Below are 19,736 nucleotides of genomic sequence, written 5' to 3' on the forward strand. Positions count from 1 at the left end.
TCAGGAGCACACAGTGACCGACGCCCACACCGCAGGCCCGTTCATCGCCGCGATCGACCAGGGCACCACCTCCAGCCGCTGCATCGTCTTCGACCGGGACGGCCGTATCGTCTCCGTCGACCAGAAGGAGCACGAGCAGATCTTCCCGAAGCCGGGCTGGGTCGAGCACAACGCCAACGAGATCTGGACCAACGTCCAGGAAGTCGTCGCCGGTGCCATCGCCAAGGCCGGCATCACCCGGGACGACATCAAGGCCATCGGCATCACCAACCAGCGCGAGACCACCGTGCTGTGGGACAAGAACACCGGTGAGCCCGTCTACAACGCCATCGTCTGGCAGGACACCCGCACCGACGCCCTCTGCCGCGAGCTGGGCCGCAACGTCGGCCAGGACCGCTTCCGCCGCGAGACCGGCCTGCCGCTGGCCTCCTACTTCGCCGGGCCCAAGGCCCGCTGGCTGCTCGACAACGTCGAGGGCCTGAAGGAGCGCGCCGAGGCCGGCGACATCCTCTTCGGCACCATGGACACCTGGGTCATCTGGAACCTGACCGGCGGTGTCGACGGCGGCCGGCACGTCACCGACGTGACCAACGCCTCCCGCACCCTTCTCATGAACCTGCACACGATGGAGTGGGACGAGAAGATCGCCGAGTCCATCGGCGTGCCGCTGCAGATCCTGCCCGAGATCCGCTCCTCCGCCGAGGTCTACGGCGAGGTCACCGGCGGCACGCTCGGCGACCTGATCGGCGGCATCCCGGTCGCCTCCGCGCTCGGCGACCAGCAGGCGGCCCTGTTCGGCCAGTGCTGCTTCGCCGAGGGCGAGACCAAGTCGACCTACGGCACCGGCACCTTCATGGTCATGAACACCGGTGACAAGATCATCAACTCCTACGCCGGTCTGCTGACCACGGTCGGTTACAAGATCGGCGAGCAGTCGACGGTGTACGCCCTGGAGGGCTCGATCGCCGTCACCGGCTCGCTGGTGCAGTGGATGCGCGACCAGATGGGCCTCATCTCCACCGCCGCCGAGATCGAGACGCTCGCGCTCTCGGTCGAGGACAACGGCGGCGCCTACTTCGTGCCGGCCTTCTCCGGTCTGTTCGCCCCGCACTGGCGCTCCGACGCCCGCGGTGTGATCGCCGGTCTGACCCGTTACGTCACCAAGGCGCACCTCGCGCGCGCCGTCCTGGAGGCCACCGCCTGGCAGACCCGGGAGATCGCCGACGCCATGGTCAAGGACTCCGGCGACGAGCTGGTGGCCCTCAAGGTCGACGGTGGCATGACCGCCAACAACCTGCTGATGCAGACGCTCTCCGACGTCCTGGACGCACCCGTGGTGCGCCCGATGGTCGCGGAGACCACCTGCCTCGGCGCCGCCTACGCCGCCGGCCTGGCCGTCGGCTTCTGGTCCAGCACCGACGAACTGCGCGCCAACTGGCGCCGGGCCGCCGAATGGACCCCCCGCATGGACGCGGAGACCCGCGACCGTGAGTACAAGAACTGGCTCAAGGCCGTCGACCGGACCATGGGCTGGATCGAGGACGAGAGCTGAGCTGCCCCACAGTTCGGCTCTGACGAGGAGTAAGTACCCGACATGACCAGTCAGTCCACCCTGTCCGTACCTGCCCTGGGGACGCACCCGGCCTCCGGCTCCAACCCGAGCCGCGCCGAGACCAGGGAGCAGCTCTCCAAGGCGTCGTACGACCTTCTTGTGATCGGCGGCGGCATCCTGGGCATCTCCACCGCCTGGCACGCCGCGCAGTCCGGACTCAGGGTGGCGCTGGTCGACTCCGGCGACTTCGCCGGTGCCACCTCCTCCGCCTCCTCCAAGCTGCTCCACGGCGGTCTGCGCTACCTGCAGACCGGCGCGGTGAAGCTGGTGGCGGAGAACCACTTCGAGCGCCGTGCGGTCTCCCGCCAGGTGGCCCCCCACCTGGCGAACCCGCTCACCTTCTACCTCCCCGTGTACAAGGGCGGGCCGCACGGCGCGGCGAAGCTCGGCGCGGGCGTCTTCGCCTACTCCGCGCTCTCCGCGTTCGGCGACGGCGTCGGCCACCTGCTCTCCCCCGCCAAGGCGGCGCAGGACGTGCCGGAGCTGCGCACCGAGAACCTCAAGGCCGTGGCCGTCTACGGCGACGACCAGATGAACGACGCGCGCATGGCGCTGATGACGGTCCGCGCGGCCGTCGAGGCGGGCGCGGTCGTCCTCAACCACGCCGAGGTCACCGGCCTGCGCTTCACCCGGGGCCGGGTCACCGGCGCCGAGCTCAAGGACCGTGTCTCCGGCGAGGAGTTCGGCGTGAGCGCCCGCCTGGTGCTGAACGCGACCGGCCCCTGGGTCGACCACCTGCGGAAGATGGAGGACCCGAACGCGGCCCCCTCCATCCGCCTGTCCAAGGGCGCGCACCTGGTCCTCAAGCGCACCTCTGCCTGGAAGGCCGCGCTCGCGACCCCCATCGACAAGTACCGCATCACCTTCGCCCTCCCCTGGGAGGACATGCTGCTGCTCGGCACGACCGACGAGGAGTTCGAGGGCGACCCGGCGGACGTCTCCGTCACCGAGAAGGACATAGCCCAGATCCTGGACGAGGCCGCGTTCTCCGTCCGGGACCAGCAGCTCCGGCGCGAGCTCATCACGTACGCGTTCGCCGGTCTGCGCGTGCTGCCGGGCGGCCCCGGCGACACCGCCAAGGCCAAGCGCGAGACCGTGGTGACCGAGGGCAAGGGCGGCATGCTGTCCGTCGCGGGCGGCAAGTGGACCACCTTCCGCCACATCGGCCGCACGATCATGAAGAAGCTGGAGGCGCTGCCGGGTCACCCGCTCGGCGACGACTTCGAGCCGATCTCCTCGCTGCCGAAGAAGCTCCCGCTGCCGGGCGTCGCCAACCCGCGCGCCGTCGCGCACCGCCTGCTGGTGGACCACCCGGCGCCCGGCCCGCGCATGGCGGCCGACACGGCGAAGCACCTGGCCACCCACTACGGCTCCCTGGCCTTCGACATCGCCCGGCTGGCGAACGAGAACCCGGACCTGGCCGAGCGCGTCCACCCCGACGCCCCGGAGATCTGGGCGCAGGTCGTCTGGGCCCGCGACCACGAGTGGGCCCAGACGCCGGACGACGTGCTGCGCCGCCGTACGACGCTGACGATCCGCGGTCTTGCCACGGACGAGGTCCGCGGCAAGGTCCAGGACCTGCTCGACAAGAAGTAACCGGGCACGGCGAAGGGCGGTCCCGCTGCGGTGGGGCCGCCCCTTTCCCATGGGCTCACCCGAACGGCCCCGGGAAGGGCCCGCATAATGTGACTGAGACATCCGATGTCTGAGCGCATGCGCGCGGGGTGCGGGCGACAGGAGGCCGGTCATGGCAGTCACCGACGAGGCGATCGAGAAGATCAAGGACATGATCGTCTCGGGTGCGCTGCGCCCCGGCGACCGGCTGCCCAAGGAGAGCGAACTCGCCGCCGAACTGGGCCTGTCCCGCAACTCGCTGCGCGAGGCCGTACGGGCCCTGTCGCTGATCCGGATCCTGGACGTGCGCCAGGGCGACGGCACGTACGTCACGAGTCTCGACCCGCAACTCCTGCTGGAGGCCATGAGTTTCGTGGTGGACTTCCACCGCGACGACACCGTGCTGGAGTTCCTGGCGGTGCGCCGGATCCTGGAGCCGGCCGCGACGGCGATGGCGGCCTTCCGGATCAGCGAGCAGCAACTGGACGCGCTGTCCGCCCAGTTGGACGCCCTGGGCGCGGAGCCCTCGGTGGAGGAACTGGTCGCCGCCGACCTGGAGTTCCATCGCGGCATCGTGCGCGGCGCGGGCAACTCGGTGCTGTGCTCGCTGCTGGACGGCCTGTCGGGGCCGACCACACGGGCGCGGATCTGGCGGGGCCTGACCCAGGAGGACGCGGTCGGCCGCACCCTGCGCGAGCACCGGGCGATCCTGGCCGCGCTGCGCGACCGGGACGCGGAGGCGGCCCGCTCCTGGGCGACGGTGCACATCGCGAGCGTGGAGCAGTGGCTCCGGTCCACTCTGTGAGTCCGGGTGTTCCGCACTGGTGCACGGGGCAGTGATCCGTTCACTCCCCCGTGCAAGGGGGCTGCGGGAGCCCCCGCCGGACGCCGTAAGGTTGGTGAGTCAGGCGAGGGCACGTCGGAAGGAGGCACTGGGTGATCGAGCTGGAGGGGGTTCCCGAGCTGATCGACCCAGTCATGGTGGCCGCGTTCGAGGGCTGGAACGATGCCGGTGACGCCGCCTCCACGGCGGTCGCGCATCTGGAACGCGAGTTCAAGGGCGAGGTGTTCGCGGCGCTGGACGCCGAGGACTACTACGACTTCCAGGTGAACCGCCCCACGGTCTTCATGGACGGTGGGGTGCGCAAGATCACATGGCCGACGACCAGGCTGTCGGTGGTCCGCGTCGGCGGCGAGAAGCCGCGCGATCTCGTGCTGGTGCGCGGCATCGAACCGTCCATGCGCTGGCGCTCGTTCTGCAACGAGCTGCTGGGCTTCGCGCACGAGCTGGGCGTGGAGCTGGTGGTCGTCCTGGGCGCCCTGCTCGGTGACACCCCGCACACGCGTCCGGTGCCGGTCAGCGGGGTCACGTCCGACCCGGACCTGGCCCAGCGGATGGACCTGGAGGAGACCAAGTACGAGGGCCCGACGGGCATCGTCGGCGTGCTCCAGGAGGCGTGCACGCACGCGGGCGTCCCGGCGGTGTCGCTGTGGGCGGCCGTACCGCACTACGTCTCCCAGCCGCCCAACCCGAAGGCCACGCTGGCGCTGCTCAACCGGCTGGAGGACCTGCTGGACCTGCGCATCCCGCAGGGCGAGCTGCCCGAGGACGCGCGTGCCTGGCAGGTGGGCGTGGACCAGCTGGCCGCGGAGGACAGCGAGGTCGCCGAGTACGTGCAGACGCTGGAGGAGGCCCGGGACACCGCCGAGCTGCCGGAGGCGTCGGGCGAGGCCATCGCCCGCGAGTTCGAGCGGTACCTGCGGCGCCGGGACGTCGGCCCGCCGGGCGGCCACGCGACGGCTGACGGCACGGACACCGGCCCGTGGCTGCGCGACAACCCGGGCGGGCGGACCCGGCCGCCGCTGCCGCCGAGGCCCGACGCCTCCGGCGGCCCGGACGACGACGAGGACTCCGAGGACTGACCCGGGAGTGACACAAGGGGCGGTACGCGTGCGCGTACCGCCCCTTGTGCGTGTGCCGGAGTGGCCGGGCTAGACCGCCACGCCCAGCAGGGCGTCCACCGCCCGGGTCACCAGGCCGGGGGCACCCGTGTCGGTGCCGCCCTCCTGCTCCTGGCGCTCCGCCCAGCGGTCCACCGCGGCGAGCGCGGCCGGTGCGTCCAGATCGTGGGCCAGAGCCTCGCGGATCTCCTCGACCAGGGCGTCGGCGGAGGGGCCGTCGGGGCGGGAGACGGCGGCGCGCCAGCGGCCGAGGCGGGCCACGGCGTCCGCCAGGACCTGGTCGGTCCACTCCCAGTCGGCGCGGTAGTGGTGGGCCAGCAGGGCGAGCCGGATCGCGGCCGGGTCGACGCCGTCGCGGCGCAGCGCCGAGACGAAGACCAGGTTGCCCTTGGACTTCGACATCTTCTCGCCGTGCAGGGCGACCATGCCGGCGTGCACGTACGCCTTGGCCATCGGGAACTCGCCGGTGAGTACCTGGGCGTGCGAGGCGCCCATCTCGTGGTGCGGGAAGGCCAGGTCGGAGCCGCCGCCCTGGACGTCGAAGCCCATCCCGAGGTGGTCGAGGGCGATGGCCACGCACTCGATGTGCCAGCCGGGGCGGCCCCGGCCGAGCGTCCCGCCGTCCCAGCTGGGCTCGCCCTCGCGGGCCGCCATCCACAGCATCGGGTCGAGCGGGTTCTTCTTGCCCGGGCGCTCCGGGTCGCCGCCGCGCTCGGCGGACAGCAGCCGCATCGCGGCCGCGTCGAGGTTCGACACCTTGCCGAAGTTCGGGTCGGACTCGACGGAGAAGTAGATGTCGCCGTCCAGGTCGTAGGCCGCGCCGAGCTCGCGCAGCCGCTCCACGAGCGGGACGATGCCGGGTATCGCCTCGACGGCGCCTATGTAGTGCTGGGGCGGGAGCAGCCGCAGGGCGGTCATGTCCTCACGGAAGAGGGCCGTCTGCTGCTCGGCGAGGGCGACCCAGTCGACGTTGTCCCGCACCGCGCGCTCCAGCAGCGGATCGTCGACGTCGGTGACGTTCTGGACGTAGTGGACCTGCCGCTTGGTGTCGAGCCACACGCGCTGAACGAGGTCGAACGCGTTGTAGGTCGCCGCGTGACCCATGTGGGTCGCGTCGTACGGGGTGATGCCGCAGACGTAGATACGGGCGACGGGACCGGGGTCGAGGGTGACCAGACCGCCGGTCGCGGTGTCGTGGATCCTCAGGTCGCGGCCCTGACCAGGCAGGGCGGGGACCTCGGAAGCGGGCCAGGCATGCATGTACATGAGCCTAACCGGCCAGGAGCTGCGTATACGAACGGGATCGGGCCGGATGGCCCGTTAGACGGTCTTGTACATCTGCCGCCGTTGTGCTCACACGGGCGGCCACGGGATCGCCGGCCACTCACCGCCCGGCTCCGGATGCACGCCCGAGGAGAGCAGTTCCTCGGTACGCGCGCGCGTGGCGTCGATCTCGGCCGGGGTGATCAGTCCGGCGAGCCGCTCGCCGAGCGGTCCGCCCAGGCCCTCGCGCAGGCCGCCCAGGACCTCGACGGCCTCGGCGGTCAGCGGCTCCCCGGCCCAGCCCCACAGCAGGGTGCGGAGCTTGTTCTCGACGTTGAAGGTGACGCCGTGGTCGATGCCGTAGAGCCTGCCCTCGGTGGTGGGCAGCAGATGGCCGCCCTTGCGGTCGGCGTTGTTGATCACGGCGTCGAGGACCGCGAGCCTGCGCAGCCGCTCGTCGTCGGCGTGCACGAGCAGCGCGGTGCGGCCCTCGCCGACCTCGGCGAGACCGATCGCCTTCCAGCCCGGCTCCGGCTCCTCGGCGTCCACCAGGGCGAGCAGCTCCGCCTCGGCCTGGACGTCGATCCACAGCTGGCACATGCCCTCGCCGTAGGGCCCCTCGCGCAGCACGGTCGGCGGGACGAGGCCCCAGCCGGTGGCCTCCGAGACCGCGTAGGCGGCCACCTCGCGGCCGGCCAGGGTGCCGTCGGGGAAGTCCCACAGCGGGCGCTCCCCGGCCACGGGCTTGTAGATGCAGGAGGCTTCCCGGCCGTCGTACGCGACCGTGCAGAACAGCGCGGCGTTCGACGCCTCGCGGATGCGACCGCGTACGGTCAGCTCACCGCGCGCGAGCAGTTCGGCGGCGGCCGCGTCGGCGGTCGTGTCGACGGACGTCACGCTCCGCGGCGGTATCCGTTCTGGCGCGGACATACATGTCCTTCCGGATCGAGCGGGAGGCTGCACAGCGGGCACGGCGGCCGCCCGGCGTTGACGACGTCGAGGGCGCGCTTGGCGAAGGCTCTGGCCTGCGCGCCGGTCAGCCGGACCCGCAGCATCGGGGGCCCGTTCTCCTCGTCCTGGAGCAGTCGCTCCTCGGCCTCGGCGAGGTCCTCGTCGGTGTCGGCGTCCAGCTCCACGAGGGCCTGCGCCTCGACGATCATGCGCTGTTCCTCGCCGTCCCAGGCCAGCGCCATGGTGCCGACGCGGAACTCCTCGTCGACGGGGGTCTCCAGCGGGGCGGTGTCGGCGATCTCGGTGGGCGCCATGGCGGGGACGGCCGCGCTGCCGCCGCTGCGCCGTACGACCTCGTCGAGCAGTTCGTCCATGCGCTCGGCGAGCGCGGCCACCTGCGTCTTCTCCAGCGCCACGCTGGTCACCCGGGAACCTGCGACGGCCTGGAGGAAGAACGTACGGCGCCCGGGCAGTCCGACCGTGCCGGCGACGAAGCGGTCCGGCGGGTCGTAGAGGAACACCTGACGGGACACGTCCTGATCTCCATTGGGGTCGAGAGCTTCAGCGGTGCTGGCCACGCGGGTACGCGACTGCGGTGGATCCGAGTGCGGTGGATCGCTTCACCCTACTGCGGCCGACGATCACGGTGCGCCCGCACCACCCCCGACCGGTGCGTCGCCCTCGCCGGTGCCCTCGTCCGGTTCGGCGCCCGGTTGTTCGCGCGGCGCCAGGGAGGCGAAGTCCCCGGTGTCGCCGAGCCGGATCAGGAACGGCCGCAGCCGGGTGAAGCGGATCGCGGTGACGGAACAGGGCTCCACGGAGATCCGCTGGAAGAGGTCGAGATGGAGCCCGAGGGCGTCGGCGACCAGGGACTTGATGATGTCGCCGTGCGAGCACATGAGATAGACGGCGTCGGCGCCGTGCTCGCGCTCCACGCGCGCGTTCCACTCGCGTACGGCTTCGGCGGCGCGGGTCTGCATGGCACGCAGGGACTCGCCGCCCGGGAAGGCGGCGGCCGACGGGTGGGCCTGAACGACCTCCATCAGCGGCTCGTCCTTCAGCTCGGCGAGCTTGCGGCCGGACCAGTCGCCGTAGTGGCACTCCCCGATCCGCTCGTCGGTGTGGACGCTCAGTCCCGGGCGGGCCTCCAGCAGCGGGCGCACGGTCTCCTGGCAGCGCTGCAGCGGGCTGGCGACGACCTCCGAGATCGGCAGGCCCGCGAGCCGGGCCGGCAGCGCGGCGGCCTGCGCGGCGCCCCGCTCGTCCAGGGCGACGCCGGGCGTCCACCCGGCGAGCAGACCGGAGGTGTTGGCGGTGGACCGTCCGTGCCTTACGAGGATCAGGGTGGGCATGCGGCCCAGGGTAGGCGTACCAGCGCGTGCGCCGCTGGGCGGGCGAGGGGAGAATGCGCTCCGTGATCGTGGACTGCGCCGTCTACCGGCACGGGCTCCGCACCGAGGGCCCGGAGGACCTGTCCGACGCGCTGGCGGAGGCGCGGGCGGCGGGCGGTTTCGTGTGGATCGGGCTGTACGAGCCGTCGGAGCGAGAGTTCGGCCTGGTCACGGAGGAGTTCGGGCTGCATCCTCTGGCGGTCGAGGACGCCCTCAAGGCGCATCAGCGGCCGAAGCTGGACGTGTACGCCGACTCGCTGTTCATGGTGCTGAAACCGGTCGTCTACGAGCCCGAGGGCGACACCGTCACGACGGGCGAGATCATGATCTTCGTCGGCGACTCCTTCGTGGTGACCGTGCGCCACGGCACCTGTTCGCCGCTGGCCGCCGTACGGCACCGGCTGGAGGAGGAGCCGGAGCTGCTCGACAAGGGCCCGACCGCGGTGCTGTACGCGATCTCCGACGCCGTCGTCGACCACTATCTGGACGTGGCCGCGGAACTCCAGAGGGACCTGGAGGAGCTGGAGACGGAGGTGTTCCAGCCGGAGCGCGGCGGCTCGCGGCACACCGCGTCCCGGATCTACACCTTCAAGCGGCAGGTCCTGGAGTTCCGCCGGGCCACCGGCCCGCTGACGGCGCCGCTGACCCGGCTGGCCGGCACCGGTCCGTTCGGCGGCTCGGTGCCGTTCGTGCACGACAAGGCGCGGCCCTTCTTCCGGGACGTGGGCGACCATCTGCTGCGGGTGAACGAGTCCGTGGAGGCGCTGGACCGGCTGGTGTCCGACATCCTCTCGGCGCATCTGGCGCAGATGAGCGTCCGGCAGAACGACGACATGCGGAAGATCTCCGCGTGGGCGGCCATGGCCGCGGTGCCCACGATGATCGCCGGGATCTACGGCATGAACTTCGACCACATGCCGGAGCTGCACTGGCTGTGGTCCTACCCGGCGGTGATCCTGCTGATGGCCGGGCTGGAGGTGCTGCTGTACCGCCTGTTCAAGCACCGCGACTGGCTGTAGGGGCCGGTTCGGCTCAGGCGAACTCGTGGGCCGGGGCGGCGGGCCCGCCGAGGGCGTCGCGGCGCTCGGGCATGCGCAGGGCGGCCATCCGGTGCCAGCCGGCGAGGCGTTCGTAGCCGTACAGCGCGCGGATGCCGGCGGCGAGCAGCGCGGACTTGGCCCGGGGCCAGCCGAGGATGCGCCCCATGTGGGCCATGACGGCGAGGCTGACGTCCCGGTGGACGGCGATCTCGGCGAGCGCGTACGCGCGCAGGGTCCGCTGGATCAGCCGGCCGTGTCCGGCGGCGGCGAGGCGCAGCAGTTCCTCGTGGGTGTAGGCGAGGTGGTTGTCCTCGTCGGTGGAGATCATGCGTACGGCCTTGCCGACGTCCGGATCGTCGGCGAAGTACCGGCGGAGCATCGTCATCTGCTCGGCGGCGCGCTGCTCGGTGACACGGCTGTGGGCGAGGTAGACGACGATGTCCCGTACGGACAGCGGCGCCTCGCGCCGGAGTCTGTCGTGCGCGAGACCGATGCCGCGCCGCTCCAGGAGCATCGTGTAGTCGGTCTCGGGCGGTACGGCGACGGGGGTGAGTCCGCGCTTCCTCATCAGGGCGTGGAAGATGCGGCCGTGCTTGTCCTCGTCGGCGCCGTGGCGGGCGATCTTCGGAGCGAGCGCGCGTTCGCCGTCCGGCACGAGCGCGGCGATCCGCCCGTTCTCCCAGCCGCCCTGGGACTCCCCGCCGGCGGCGATGGAGCAGAAGAGCCGGAAGGACTCGTCGTGGTCGAGGATCTCCTGGAACAGACTCCTGGCCGAAAGCATCGAGGTCACCTCTCCGCAAGATGCATGATTCCGCATCATCTGCGACATTCCGCAGAGAACGAGTCAAATGCGGGCGGAGAGGAGTCGCAACACGGGTGCCCGGCGACTCGGCCGGAAGAAGGAACGCCGGGGTCGTAACCGCGCGGCGCCCGGCGCGTTGTTCCCGGTGACGGCCGTGGCGGGGAAGACCCCCGAGCCCCCACCACGGCCGCAGAAACCTTTACTGAGCCCCTTCGGCCGCGGCCGTCAGGCGAGCCCGGCGCGCTCCAGCGCCTCGCTGCCGGCCCGCAGGGAGGCGAGCCGCTCGTCCAGCGTGAAGCCGGCCGGGGCGAGGCTGAGGGTGGTCACCCCGGCGGCGGCGTAGGCCTTCATCCGGTCCGCGATCCGGTCGACGGAGCCCAGCAGCGTGGTCCTGTCGATGAGGTCGTGCGGCACGGCGGCCGCGGCACCGGCCTTGTCCCCGGACAGGTACTTCTCCTGGATGTCGGCGGCCTCCTTCTCGTACCCCATGCGCCGCGCGAGCTGGTTGTAGAAGTTCTGCTTGGCGCTGCCCATGCCGCCCACGTACAGCGCGGTGTAGGGCCGGAAGGTGTCGGCGAGCCGGGTCACGTCCTTGTCGTCGCCCACGGCCAGCGGCAGGGTGGGACAGACGTCGAACCCCTCAAGGGTCTTGCCGGCCTTCTCGCGCCCCGCGCGCAGGTGCGTGATCGTGGTCTCCTCCAGGTGCTCGGCGGAGGGGAAGATCAGCAGGGCGCCGTCGGCGATCTCGCCGGTCTGCTCCAGGTTCTTCGGGCCGATCGCGGCGATGTACAGCGGGATGTGCTCGCGCTGCGGGTGCACGGTCAGCCTGATGGGCTTGCCTGGGCCGCCGGGCAGCGGCAGCGTCCAGTGCGCGCCCTCGTACGTCAGCCGCTCCCGGGTCATCGCCTTGCGCACGATCTCGACGTACTCACGCGTGCGTGCCAGCGGCTTGTCGAACGTGACGCCGTACCAGCCCTCGGAGACCTGCGGACCGGAGACGCCGAGGCCGAGCCGGAACCGCCCGCCGGAGAGCGAGTCGAGCGTCGCGGCGGTCATCGCGGTCATCGCGGGCTGCCGGGCCGGGATCTGGAAGATGGCCGAGCCGACGTCGATGCGCTCGGTCTGCGCGGCGACCCAGCTGAGCACCGTGGCCGCGTCGGACCCGTACGCCTCGGCGGCCCAGCACACGGCGTAGCCCAGCCGGTCGGCCTCCTGGGCCACGGCCAGATTGTCCCCGTCCATTCCGGCGCCCCAGTAGCCGAGATTGATCCCGAGTTGCATGGCCCATTCCCCTTACCCGTGAGTAACGTCCCTGTGGGGGCGACCTTAGCGCGGGGGTGGGGGTCCGAGGCAGGGCGTGGCCGGGACAGGGGCCGGGATCACCGGTCCCGGGGTATGTCCGGCACCCGTCCGCCGAGTTATCCACAGGCCACCCACCGCATGGGTTCTGGCCAGTAATCTCGCGGTCATGGAGCAGAGGCATCTCGGCCGAACCGGCCTGCGCGTGTCCCGGATCGGACTCGGCACCCTCACCTGGGGCCGGGACACCGACCAGCACGACGCCGCGGACTTGCTGAAGACGTTCTGGGAAGCCGGCGGCACACTCGTCGACACCGCGGACGTGTACGGCGACGGGGAGTCGGAGTATCTGCTCGGCCAGCTGATGGAGGGTCTGGTGCCGCGCCGGGACCTGGTGATCTCCACGAAGGCGGGCAGCGTCCCCGATCCCGACCGCCGCTTCGACGGCTCCCGCGGTCATCTGCTCGCCGCCCTCGACGCCTCCCTGGCCCGCCTCGGCACGGACTACGTCGACCTGTGGCACGTGCACGCCTACGACCCCGGCACCCCCCTGGAGGAGACGCTCCAGGCCCTCGACATAGCGGTGAGCAGCGGCCGTGCCCGCTACGCCGGCGTCTCCAACTTCTGCGGCTGGCAGCTCGCCAAGGCCGCCACCTGGCAGCTCGCGGCGCCGGGCACCCGGACCCGCCTGGCCAGCACGCAGATGGAGTACTCGCTGCTCCAGCGAGGCGTCGAGCGCGAGGTGCTGCCCGCCGCACTCGACCTCGGCGTCGGCCTGCTGCCCTCCTCCCCGCTCGGCCGGGGCGTGCTGACCGGAAAGTACCGGCAGACCACTCCCCCGGACTCGCGCGGCGCCTCCGAGCATCTGGCACCGTTCGTCGAGCCGTACCTCGACGACACGGCGAGGCACATCGTGGACGCGGTGACGACGGCCGCCGACGGCCTCGCCGTCACCCCGCTCCAGGTGGCCCTGGCCTGGGTCCGGGACCGGCCCGGCGTGGCCGCCCCGATCGTCGGCGCGCGCAACGCGCAGCAGCTCACGGCGGCATTGTCAGTGGAGGCGCTTAGTCTTCCTGACGAGATCTGCCGGGCGCTGGACGATGTGTCGGCGCCCCTGCACCGCTATCCCGATCACGACTGGAGCACGCTGTGAGCACGGAGCCGGAGACCACGGAGAAAGCCGGGCCGGGGACACCGGACACCCCCGAGGCCCCGGGCGCCGAACCCACGCCCACGGAGAGCCGTGCGCAGGACGGCGTGGGTGAGGACGGGAGCGACGGCGCGAGCGAGGCCGGGGCCGAGACCGGAACCGAGGACGGTGCGAGCGCCGGCGTCGCCGAAGGCGAGAGCGGCTCGGGTGGCGCCGGCGGCGGTGAGGGCGCCGGGGCCCAGGTGTCCGAGGCGGAGGCCGAGTTGGCCGCGCAGCGGGTCGAGCGGGAGCGGATCGCGCGCCGCAAGGCCGAGAAGACGGCCCCGATCGAGAGCGGCACCAAGCTCAGCGGCACGGCGGCCGACCTGCTCGCCGCGGTCCGGGCGGTGGAGGGCGGCGCGAAGCCCGCGGCGACGGTGTTCGCCGAGCCCGCACCGTCCCCCCGCCGTCCGGCCCCGGAGCCGGTGCACCGGCCGCAGCCCGCCCCGGCCCCGTCCGTCGCGCCGGGCGCTCCCGCCGCTGAGACCGTCGAGGCCGTCCGCCTCGTGCTGACCGAGGGCGGAGCCCCCGAGGCCCTGGCGCCCCAGGTCGCGGCGGCGCTCGGCGAGGGCGCGGACACCGCGCTGCGCGAGGACCCCTGGCAGTTGCTGCGGATCGGCGGCGTCCGGCCGGAGCAGGCCGACGGCTTCGCCCGGGCTCTGCTCGGCGCCGCCTGCGGACCCGACGACGAGCGGCGGGGCCGCGCGGTGACCGTCTGGCTGCTGGAGCAGGCCGCGCTGGCCGGGCACACCGCGCTGGAGCTGCCCACGCTCATCACGGCGCTGGGCCGGCAGGGCGTGCCCGACCCGGACGCGGCGGTGCAGAGCACACTCGCCGAGGCCGAGGCGCTGGCCTTCCAGGACGCCCTGGAGGACACCACCGGCGCGGCCCCCCAGGGGGCGGACGAGGATGACGACGAGGACGAGGAGGAGGAGCGGCCGGTCCGTGTCCTCGTCGGTCTGGAGCGCTACGCCCTGGCCGAGGAGAGCCTCGCCGACGGCCTCGCGAGGCTCGTCAACTCCCTGTCGAAGGACACCGAGGAGGCCTGGCGGGCGGCGGCCGACGCGGCCCGCGGCGGTGCGGCCGAGCTGGTCCGCGCGGTCGCCGGGCACGGCCTGGTGCTGCACACCGGCGGGGAGGCGGCCCGCGCGGAACCGGCCGCGCTGCTCGACGCCGCCCGCGCCGCCGGCCTGCAGGCCTTCGCCGTCTGCCACACGGCCGACGGCCGCCGTCGCCTGGCCGCACTGCCGGGCCCCCGGACGAGCGAGGACGCGGCGACACGCGGCGTGGGTACGGCGGCCGGGCTGCTGTCCGGTGCCGAGGGCCCGGGCCGGGGCGCGGACGGCGCCCTGGAGCTGGACCTGCTGATCGTGCTCGACGCCCCGCAGCTGGACGTGGAGAGCGCCGCGATGCTCGTGGAGTCCCTGCCGGACGGGGCCCGGCTGGTGCTCAGCGGTGACCCGGCGGTGCTGTGGTCGGCCGGTCCGGGCCGGGTCTTCGCGGACCTGCTGGCCGCCCGTGCCTGCCCGCAGGTCGCCTCCCGCGTGCCCGACCCCGGCCCGATCGGCGAGCTGGTCTCCGGCATCGGCGTCGGCGAGCTGAACCAGGTCGACGCCCCCGGCAAGGAGATCGTCATCGTCCCGGTGCGGGACGCGGGCGAGGCCGTGCACCGCACGGTCCAGCTGGTCGCGGACTCGGTGCCGCGGGCGATCGGCGTCCCGGCCGACCAGACCGTGGTGATCACCCCGGGACACGGCGGCGCGGCCGGCACCCGCGCGCTCAACGCCGCCCTGAAGGAGCGCCTCAACCCCGGCCCGGGCCGCTTCGGCGGCTTCGACCCCGGCGACCGGATCGCCTACACCCCCGCCCCGGGTCGTACGGTGCCGGGCGTGGTGGTGAAGGCCGACACCGACGGGCTGCACCTGTCCTGTGCGGGCGCCCCCGTGGTCGTCCCGCGCGAGCGGGTGGAGGGGGCCGTACGGCACGGCTGGGCGCTGACCGCGCATCAGGCGGTCGGGACCCGCTGGCCGGCGGCGGTCGTGGTGCTGCCCGGTGACGCGGCGCAGACGCTCAGCAGACCGTGGGTGTACACGGCGTTCTGCCGGGCCGAGCGGCATCTGTCCGTGGTCCACGGGGTGGAGCAGGCCCTGCCGAAGGCGGTCGCGGAGACCTTGGCCAAGCCCCGCACGACCCGCCTGCGGACGCTGCTGCGCACGCAGGTGCCGACGGTGGCCGGCTGACCTCCGCGCCGGCGATCGGCCGCGACGGCGGATCGCGGCGGTGCCGCGGCGGCCTCAGGCCGTCACGGCACCGCCGGCGGACGTCACCTCCTGACGCCCTCGACCTCGTCGTCCGCTTCCGTGTCCTCGTCCGCGTCCTCGACGAATTCGAGATCCTCGTCGTCGTCGGCGTCCTCGTCGTCGAACACCGCGCTCACGTCGAACCGGCACACCACGCCCAGCGGGTCGACGTGCTCGAACGGCGTCTCCAGCCACTCACCGGGTTCCGTGGGCTCCTCCGCCGCGGTGACCCAGAGCGTGGAGTCGCCCTCCTCCAGGCCGAACTCCTTGTGCCGGGAGGCGATCTCGTCCGGTTCGAACTCGCCGAAGAGGACGCCCAGCGCGCCGGGGACCGTGCCGGCGGCGCCGTCCGCCGAGCCGCCCGACTCGTCGTACTCCGCCGCCTCGACCCGCTGGGCCTGCGCGAGCAGCCGCTGGGGTTCCGCGACGGCGTAGTCGCGGCGGATCAGCACGCTGATCGCGTGGGGTTCCTCGGGGCCCGCGTACGGCGGCAGCTCCTCCGCACCGGGGATCTCGAAGGGTGTGACCTCGTCGTAGCGGTCGTAGAGCAGCTCGTCGTACACCTCGGCGGCCGCGGCGAGCTGGTTGAACGCCTCGGAGACGGCCGGGTCGTCCTCCCCCGACCTGCGTTCGACCGCCGCCAGATGACGGTCGAGCGCGGTCTTGACCGCCTCGGCGGCGGCACGTACCTCGGCAGCGGTGGGCTGCGCAGCATCAGACATAGTGCAGACGCTATCCGTACCGGGCCCCAGCCCGCACAATAGATGCGATGCCGGAATACGAATTTGTCGACGTGTACGTACCTCGCGGGGTCTCCCGCAAGGAGGCGACGCGTCTGCTGACGGACCATGCCGAGTACGGACACTGGGAGTTGGACCGACTGAGCCTGATGCGCGACGGCAGCCGCAGGGTGCGGTTGCGCCGGCGGATCATCCGCCAGGTGCGCGCCACGTGGTGAGGCCGGACACATGAACGGAGCGGGCCCGGCCGGCATGGCAGGGCCCGCTCCGTTTTCCCGCGCCGTACGGCCCACAGTGCCGTACGGCCTTGTCCTCACCCGGTGTTGACCGCTGCCGGGCCGCGTCGGCCGCTAGGCGGAGGCGCGTGCCTTGCGGTACAGCACCGCGCCCGCGAGCAGCGCGCCCGCACCGGCCGGCAGCGCGAGGCCGAGCGGCACGTCACTGCCGGTGTGCGCCAGCTCACCGGTGGTGGGGAGCTGCTCGCCGCGGTCGCCCTGCGTCCGGATCTGCGAGGCCCCGTGCGGCTTGTGGGCCTGCTGCGTCCCCTGGGGCCCGTGGGGCGTGTGGCCCCCCTGACCGGGCGGGGTCGTCGGACCTCCCGGATGGGTCGGCTTACCCGGGTGACCAGGGTGACCCGGGTGTCCCGGATGACCAGGGTGTCCCGGGTGACCCGGATGTCCCGGGTGGCCGGGGTGTCCCGGTGGGTTGCCGGGCCCGCCCCCGGGCGGCTGGGTCTGGTGACCGCCGCCGCCGTTGGCACAGTCGTTGCCCGTGGCGGTGTTGCCCACGCCGATGACGTTCACGCTGTTTCCGCAGACGTTCACCGGGGCGTCGATCGGCACCTGCACGGTGTTGCCGGAGCCGACGCCGGGCGAGCCGCCGGTGTGACCGCCCGCGTGCGAGCCCCCGGATCCCCCGGAGCCGCCCGAGCCGCCGTGACCCCCCGACGCACCGCCGTGGTTGGCGCACGAGTTGCCCGCGGCCGGGTTGAGCAGTCCGACCACGTTCACGGTGTTGCCGCACACGTTCACCGGTGCGTGCACCGGCACCTGCACGGTGTTGCCGGACAGTACGCCCGGCGAGCCGGCCGCGGCGCCCATGGCGCCGGAGTCCGCGTGGGCGTAGCCGCTCGCGGCGGCGATCATCCCGGTCGCAGCGGCCATCGTCATCAGGCCTTTGCGCGTGCTTTGTCGCATGCTGATTCCCCCCTGCCTTCGCTTCACTTCGGAACGGAAAGGCCAGTCGGCCCCGGAGCGCATGGGGCGCACTCCGAGGCCGACGGCTTGTCGCGCACGCCCCCTCAGGGAGCCTGCGTCACTTGTTCAGGCAGGTGTTGCCGAAGGCGGGGTTCAGGAGCCCGATCACGTTGATCGTGTTGCCGCACACGTTCACCGGGACATGGATGGGCGCCTGAACGACGTTGCCGGAGACGACACCCGGGGAGTGCACGGCGGCACCCTGAGCACCGGAGTCGGCGACAGCCAGGCCCGCGCCCGCGAGAACCAGCCCACCGGTGGCAGCCGCAGCAGCGACGACCTTCTTGATCATTACTTCCTCCTCGTTGGCAATGCGATCCCAAGCTGCTGGGATCACGTCACTTGTAACGAGGAGGGAGTAATGGAGCTACGAGCTTATGGTCGCATTCACCCTTCTCAGTCGGTGTCGTACGCGCGCCCGATTACTCCAGGGCAAGGCTTCACGACGCGTCGATGAACCGGTCCAGCACCCGCACGCCGAACTGGAGGCCGTCCACCGGCACCCGCTCGTCCACACCGTGGAACATGCCGGCGAAGTCCAGCTCCGGCGGCAGCTTCAGCGGGGCGAAGCCGAAGCCGCGGATGCCGAGGTCGTCGAAGGACTTGGCGTCGGTGCCGCCGGAGAGCATGTAGGGGATGGCCTTGGCGGTGGGGTCCTCGGCGAGCAGCGCGGACTGCATCGCCTCCACCAGCGCGCCGTCGAAGCCGGTCTCGACGGCCTTGTCGGCGTGCACGTCCTCGCGGCGGACGTGCGGGCCGAGCAGCCGGTCGAGGTCGCCGAGGAACTCCTCCTCGTAGCCGGGCAGGAACCGTCCGTCGATGTGCGCGGTGGCCTCGCCGGGGATGACGTTGACCTTGTAACCGGCGTTCAGCTGCGTGGGGTTGGCGGTGTTGCTGAGGGTGGCGCCGATCAGCTTGGCGATGCCGCCGAGCTTGGCGAGGGTGGCCTCCATGTTCTCCGGGTCCAGCTCGGTGCCGAGCGCGTCGCCCAGCTCGTCCAGGAAGGCCCGGGTGGTCTTGGTGACCCGGACGGGGAACTTGTGCCGGCCGACCCGGGCCACGGCCTCGGACAGCTCGGTGATGGCGTTGTCCCGGTGGATCATCGAGCCGTGCCCGGCGGTGCCGGCCACGGTCAGCTTCATCCAGTGCATGCCCTTCTCGGCCGTCTGGATCAGATAGAGCCGCCGCTGCTCGTTCACGGTGAAGGAGAAGCCGCCGACCTCGCTGATGGCCTCGGTGACGCCCTCGAAGAGGTCCGGGTGGTGGTCGACCAGGTACCGGGCGCCGTACGTACCGCCCGCCTCCTCGTCCGCGAGGAACGCGACGACGATGTCGCGCGGCGGCCGGCGCCCGCTCCTGAGCCGGTCCCGGACGACCGCCAGGGTCATGGCGTCCATGTCCTTCATGTCGACGGCCCCGCGCCCCCACACGCAGCCGTCGGCGACCTCGCCCGAGAACGGGTGGTGGGTCCAGTCGTCGGCGTTGGCCGGTACGACGTCGAGGTGGCCGTGGATCAGCAGCGCCGGCCGCGACGGGTCCTCGCCCGCGATACGGGCGACCGTGGAGGCGCGGCCCGGGTGCGACTCGTAGATCTTCGGCTCCAGCCCGACCTCGGCCAGCTTCTCGGCGACCCACTCGGCGGACGCCCGCTCACCGGGGCCCGAGTGGTCGCCGTAGTTGCTGGTGTCGAACCGGATCAGCTCGCGGCAGAGGTCCACGACCTCGTCCTCGCCGGTGACGCTCCTGGCCGTGTCCGTCTCGCTCACGTGCTTCCTCCCGCTGTCACTGCTGCTGGGTCCCCTCATCCTCTCTCCGGCCCCGCCTCCGGCCCAAGACGGGGCACGGCCCGTCACACGCCGTTCATGCGGCACGGCCCCGGGACCGGGGGTGATCAGCCATCCCCGAAAGCCTGGTAATGTTTCCTTCGTCGCCGCGAGGGAAACCCCGCCGAAAGGGATCCTCCGCACGACAGACACCTTGTCCGGGTGGCGGAATGGCAGACGCGCTAGCTTGAGGTGCTAGTGCCCTTTATCGGGCGTGGGGGTTCAAGTCCCCCCTCGGACACCAGTGAGGGCCCCTGTTGATCAGGGGCCCTTTCGCATGCGCCCCGAGTGGTCCGTGCACCGTCCGGCGCCCCAACTGCCCCTGATTGTCCGCTCATTGGCGGTGTGTGGGGCATGTCTCGTACGGCGCGAGGATTCCCAGCTCAGCGCCCTCGTGCCGACTTCCTCCCGGCCACCGGTACGGCCCTGCCGAGTGGCCGGACCCGGATCCCGCTCCTAGCGTCGGAGTAAAATCTTCGGTTTGTGACTTCAGC

18 protein-coding genes and 1 tRNA gene are annotated in these 19,736 nt (G+C 72.2%); 9 read left to right on the forward strand and 10 right to left on the reverse strand.

The genetic code is table 11. The features are described 5' to 3' along the window. The first annotated feature begins 13 nt into the window (after window positions 1-13). From glpK to AC4OXY_RS14655, 4 genes are all read left to right on the forward strand, one after another. A complete protein-coding gene (glpK, locus tag AC4OXY_RS14640) occupies window positions 14-1,552 on the forward strand; it encodes a glycerol kinase GlpK (RefSeq protein ID WP_356022389.1) in 1,539 nt (512 codons plus the stop codon). Window positions 1,553-1,594: 42 nt separating this feature from the next. Then, window positions 1,595-3,208 (forward strand): glycerol-3-phosphate dehydrogenase/oxidase, encoded by a 1,614-nt coding sequence (locus AC4OXY_RS14645; protein WP_356022391.1) that lies wholly within the window; start codon window positions 1,595-1,597, stop codon window positions 3,206-3,208. Between the two features lie 151 nt (window positions 3,209-3,359). Further along, window positions 3,360-4,031 (forward strand): FadR/GntR family transcriptional regulator, encoded by a 672-nt coding sequence (locus AC4OXY_RS14650; protein WP_356022393.1) that lies wholly within the window; start codon window positions 3,360-3,362, stop codon window positions 4,029-4,031. A 131-nt stretch (window positions 4,032-4,162) separates the two neighbouring features. Further along, window positions 4,163-5,149: a PAC2 family protein gene (locus AC4OXY_RS14655; RefSeq protein WP_356022395.1), complete on the forward strand. Its 987-nt coding sequence runs from the start codon at window positions 4,163-4,165 to the stop codon at window positions 5,147-5,149. A 69-nt stretch (window positions 5,150-5,218) separates the two neighbouring features. Here the strand turns inward: AC4OXY_RS14655 and mshC are convergent, their stop codons facing one another. The 4 genes from mshC to AC4OXY_RS14675 form a co-directional block, all read right to left on the reverse strand. Then, window positions 5,219-6,448, reverse strand: coding sequence for a cysteine--1-D-myo-inosityl 2-amino-2-deoxy-alpha-D-glucopyranoside ligase (mshC, locus tag AC4OXY_RS14660; protein ID WP_356022398.1), 1,230 nt, complete (start codon window positions 6,446-6,448; stop codon window positions 5,219-5,221). Between the two features lie 93 nt (window positions 6,449-6,541). Beyond that, window positions 6,542-7,381 (reverse strand): SCO1664 family protein, encoded by an 840-nt coding sequence (locus tag AC4OXY_RS14665; protein WP_356022400.1) that lies wholly within the window; start codon window positions 7,379-7,381, stop codon window positions 6,542-6,544. Continuing rightward, window positions 7,345-7,935, reverse strand: a complete 591-nt coding sequence (locus AC4OXY_RS14670; RefSeq protein WP_356022403.1) for a DUF3090 domain-containing protein — start codon at window positions 7,933-7,935, stop codon at window positions 7,345-7,347. Before AC4OXY_RS14670 ends, AC4OXY_RS14665 begins: the two co-directional genes overlap by 37 nt. Before the next feature lie 108 nt (window positions 7,936-8,043). Beyond that, entirely contained in the window at window positions 8,044-8,754 is a 711-nt protein-coding gene (locus AC4OXY_RS14675; RefSeq protein ID WP_356022404.1) for a histidine phosphatase family protein, read from the reverse strand. Between the two features lie 62 nt (window positions 8,755-8,816). Between AC4OXY_RS14675 and corA the strand changes: the two genes are divergently transcribed. Beyond that, window positions 8,817-9,812, forward strand: a complete 996-nt coding sequence (corA, locus tag AC4OXY_RS14680; RefSeq protein WP_356022406.1) for a magnesium/cobalt transporter CorA — start codon at window positions 8,817-8,819, stop codon at window positions 9,810-9,812. Window positions 9,813-9,825: 13 nt separating this feature from the next. On the opposite strand, the gene AC4OXY_RS14685 is transcribed toward corA, so the two are convergent. Together AC4OXY_RS14685 and AC4OXY_RS14690 are read right to left on the reverse strand one after the other, a co-directional pair. Continuing rightward, window positions 9,826-10,614: a ferritin-like domain-containing protein gene (locus AC4OXY_RS14685; RefSeq protein WP_491994028.1), complete on the reverse strand. Its 789-nt coding sequence runs from the start codon at window positions 10,612-10,614 to the stop codon at window positions 9,826-9,828. A gap of 246 nt (window positions 10,615-10,860) precedes the next feature. After that, window positions 10,861-11,916 carry an LLM class F420-dependent oxidoreductase gene (locus AC4OXY_RS14690; protein WP_356022411.1) on the reverse strand — a complete coding sequence of 352 codons (1,056 nt, stop codon included), beginning with the start codon at window positions 11,914-11,916 and terminating at the stop codon, window positions 10,861-10,863. 187 nt (window positions 11,917-12,103) lie between these two features. Between AC4OXY_RS14690 and AC4OXY_RS14695 the strand changes: the two genes are divergently transcribed. Together AC4OXY_RS14695 and AC4OXY_RS14700 are read left to right on the forward strand one after the other, a co-directional pair. After that, on the forward strand, window positions 12,104-13,087 hold the full coding sequence (locus AC4OXY_RS14695; protein WP_356022413.1) for an aldo/keto reductase: 984 nt from the start codon (window positions 12,104-12,106) through the stop codon (window positions 13,085-13,087). Next, window positions 13,084-15,363 carry a helix-hairpin-helix domain-containing protein gene (locus AC4OXY_RS14700; protein ID WP_491994029.1) on the forward strand — a complete coding sequence of 760 codons (2,280 nt, stop codon included), beginning with the start codon at window positions 13,084-13,086 and terminating at the stop codon, window positions 15,361-15,363. Before AC4OXY_RS14695 ends, AC4OXY_RS14700 begins: the two co-directional genes overlap by 4 nt. 83 nt (window positions 15,364-15,446) lie before the next feature. Here the strand turns inward: AC4OXY_RS14700 and AC4OXY_RS14705 are convergent, their stop codons facing one another. Beyond that, window positions 15,447-16,145 carry a hypothetical protein gene (locus AC4OXY_RS14705; protein WP_491994030.1) on the reverse strand — a complete coding sequence of 233 codons (699 nt, stop codon included), beginning with the start codon at window positions 16,143-16,145 and terminating at the stop codon, window positions 15,447-15,449. Between the two features lie 47 nt (window positions 16,146-16,192). Between AC4OXY_RS14705 and AC4OXY_RS14710 the strand changes: the two genes are divergently transcribed. Next, window positions 16,193-16,381, forward strand: coding sequence for a DUF5703 family protein (locus AC4OXY_RS14710; RefSeq protein ID WP_046732800.1), 189 nt, complete (start codon window positions 16,193-16,195; stop codon window positions 16,379-16,381). A 132-nt stretch (window positions 16,382-16,513) separates the two neighbouring features. On the opposite strand, the gene AC4OXY_RS14715 is transcribed toward AC4OXY_RS14710, so the two are convergent. From AC4OXY_RS14715 to AC4OXY_RS14725, 3 genes are all read right to left on the reverse strand, one after another. Next, window positions 16,514-17,359: a chaplin gene (locus AC4OXY_RS14715; RefSeq protein WP_491994031.1), complete on the reverse strand. Its 846-nt coding sequence runs from the start codon at window positions 17,357-17,359 to the stop codon at window positions 16,514-16,516. 118 nt (window positions 17,360-17,477) lie between these two features. Beyond that, window positions 17,478-17,711: a chaplin ChpH gene (chpH, locus tag AC4OXY_RS14720; protein ID WP_071375800.1), complete on the reverse strand. Its 234-nt coding sequence runs from the start codon at window positions 17,709-17,711 to the stop codon at window positions 17,478-17,480. 148 nt (window positions 17,712-17,859) lie between these two features. Beyond that, complete coding sequence (locus AC4OXY_RS14725) at window positions 17,860-19,185, reverse strand: M20/M25/M40 family metallo-hydrolase (RefSeq protein WP_356022422.1); 1,326 nt, start codon at window positions 19,183-19,185, stop codon at window positions 17,860-17,862. A 213-nt stretch (window positions 19,186-19,398) separates the two neighbouring features. Here AC4OXY_RS14725 and AC4OXY_RS14730 point away from each other — a divergent pair. Continuing rightward, window positions 19,399-19,486, forward strand: a tRNA-Leu gene (locus tag AC4OXY_RS14730). Window positions 19,487-19,736 lie beyond the last annotated feature (250 nt).

This window comes from Streptomyces sp. HUAS MG56, from assembly GCF_058673395.1.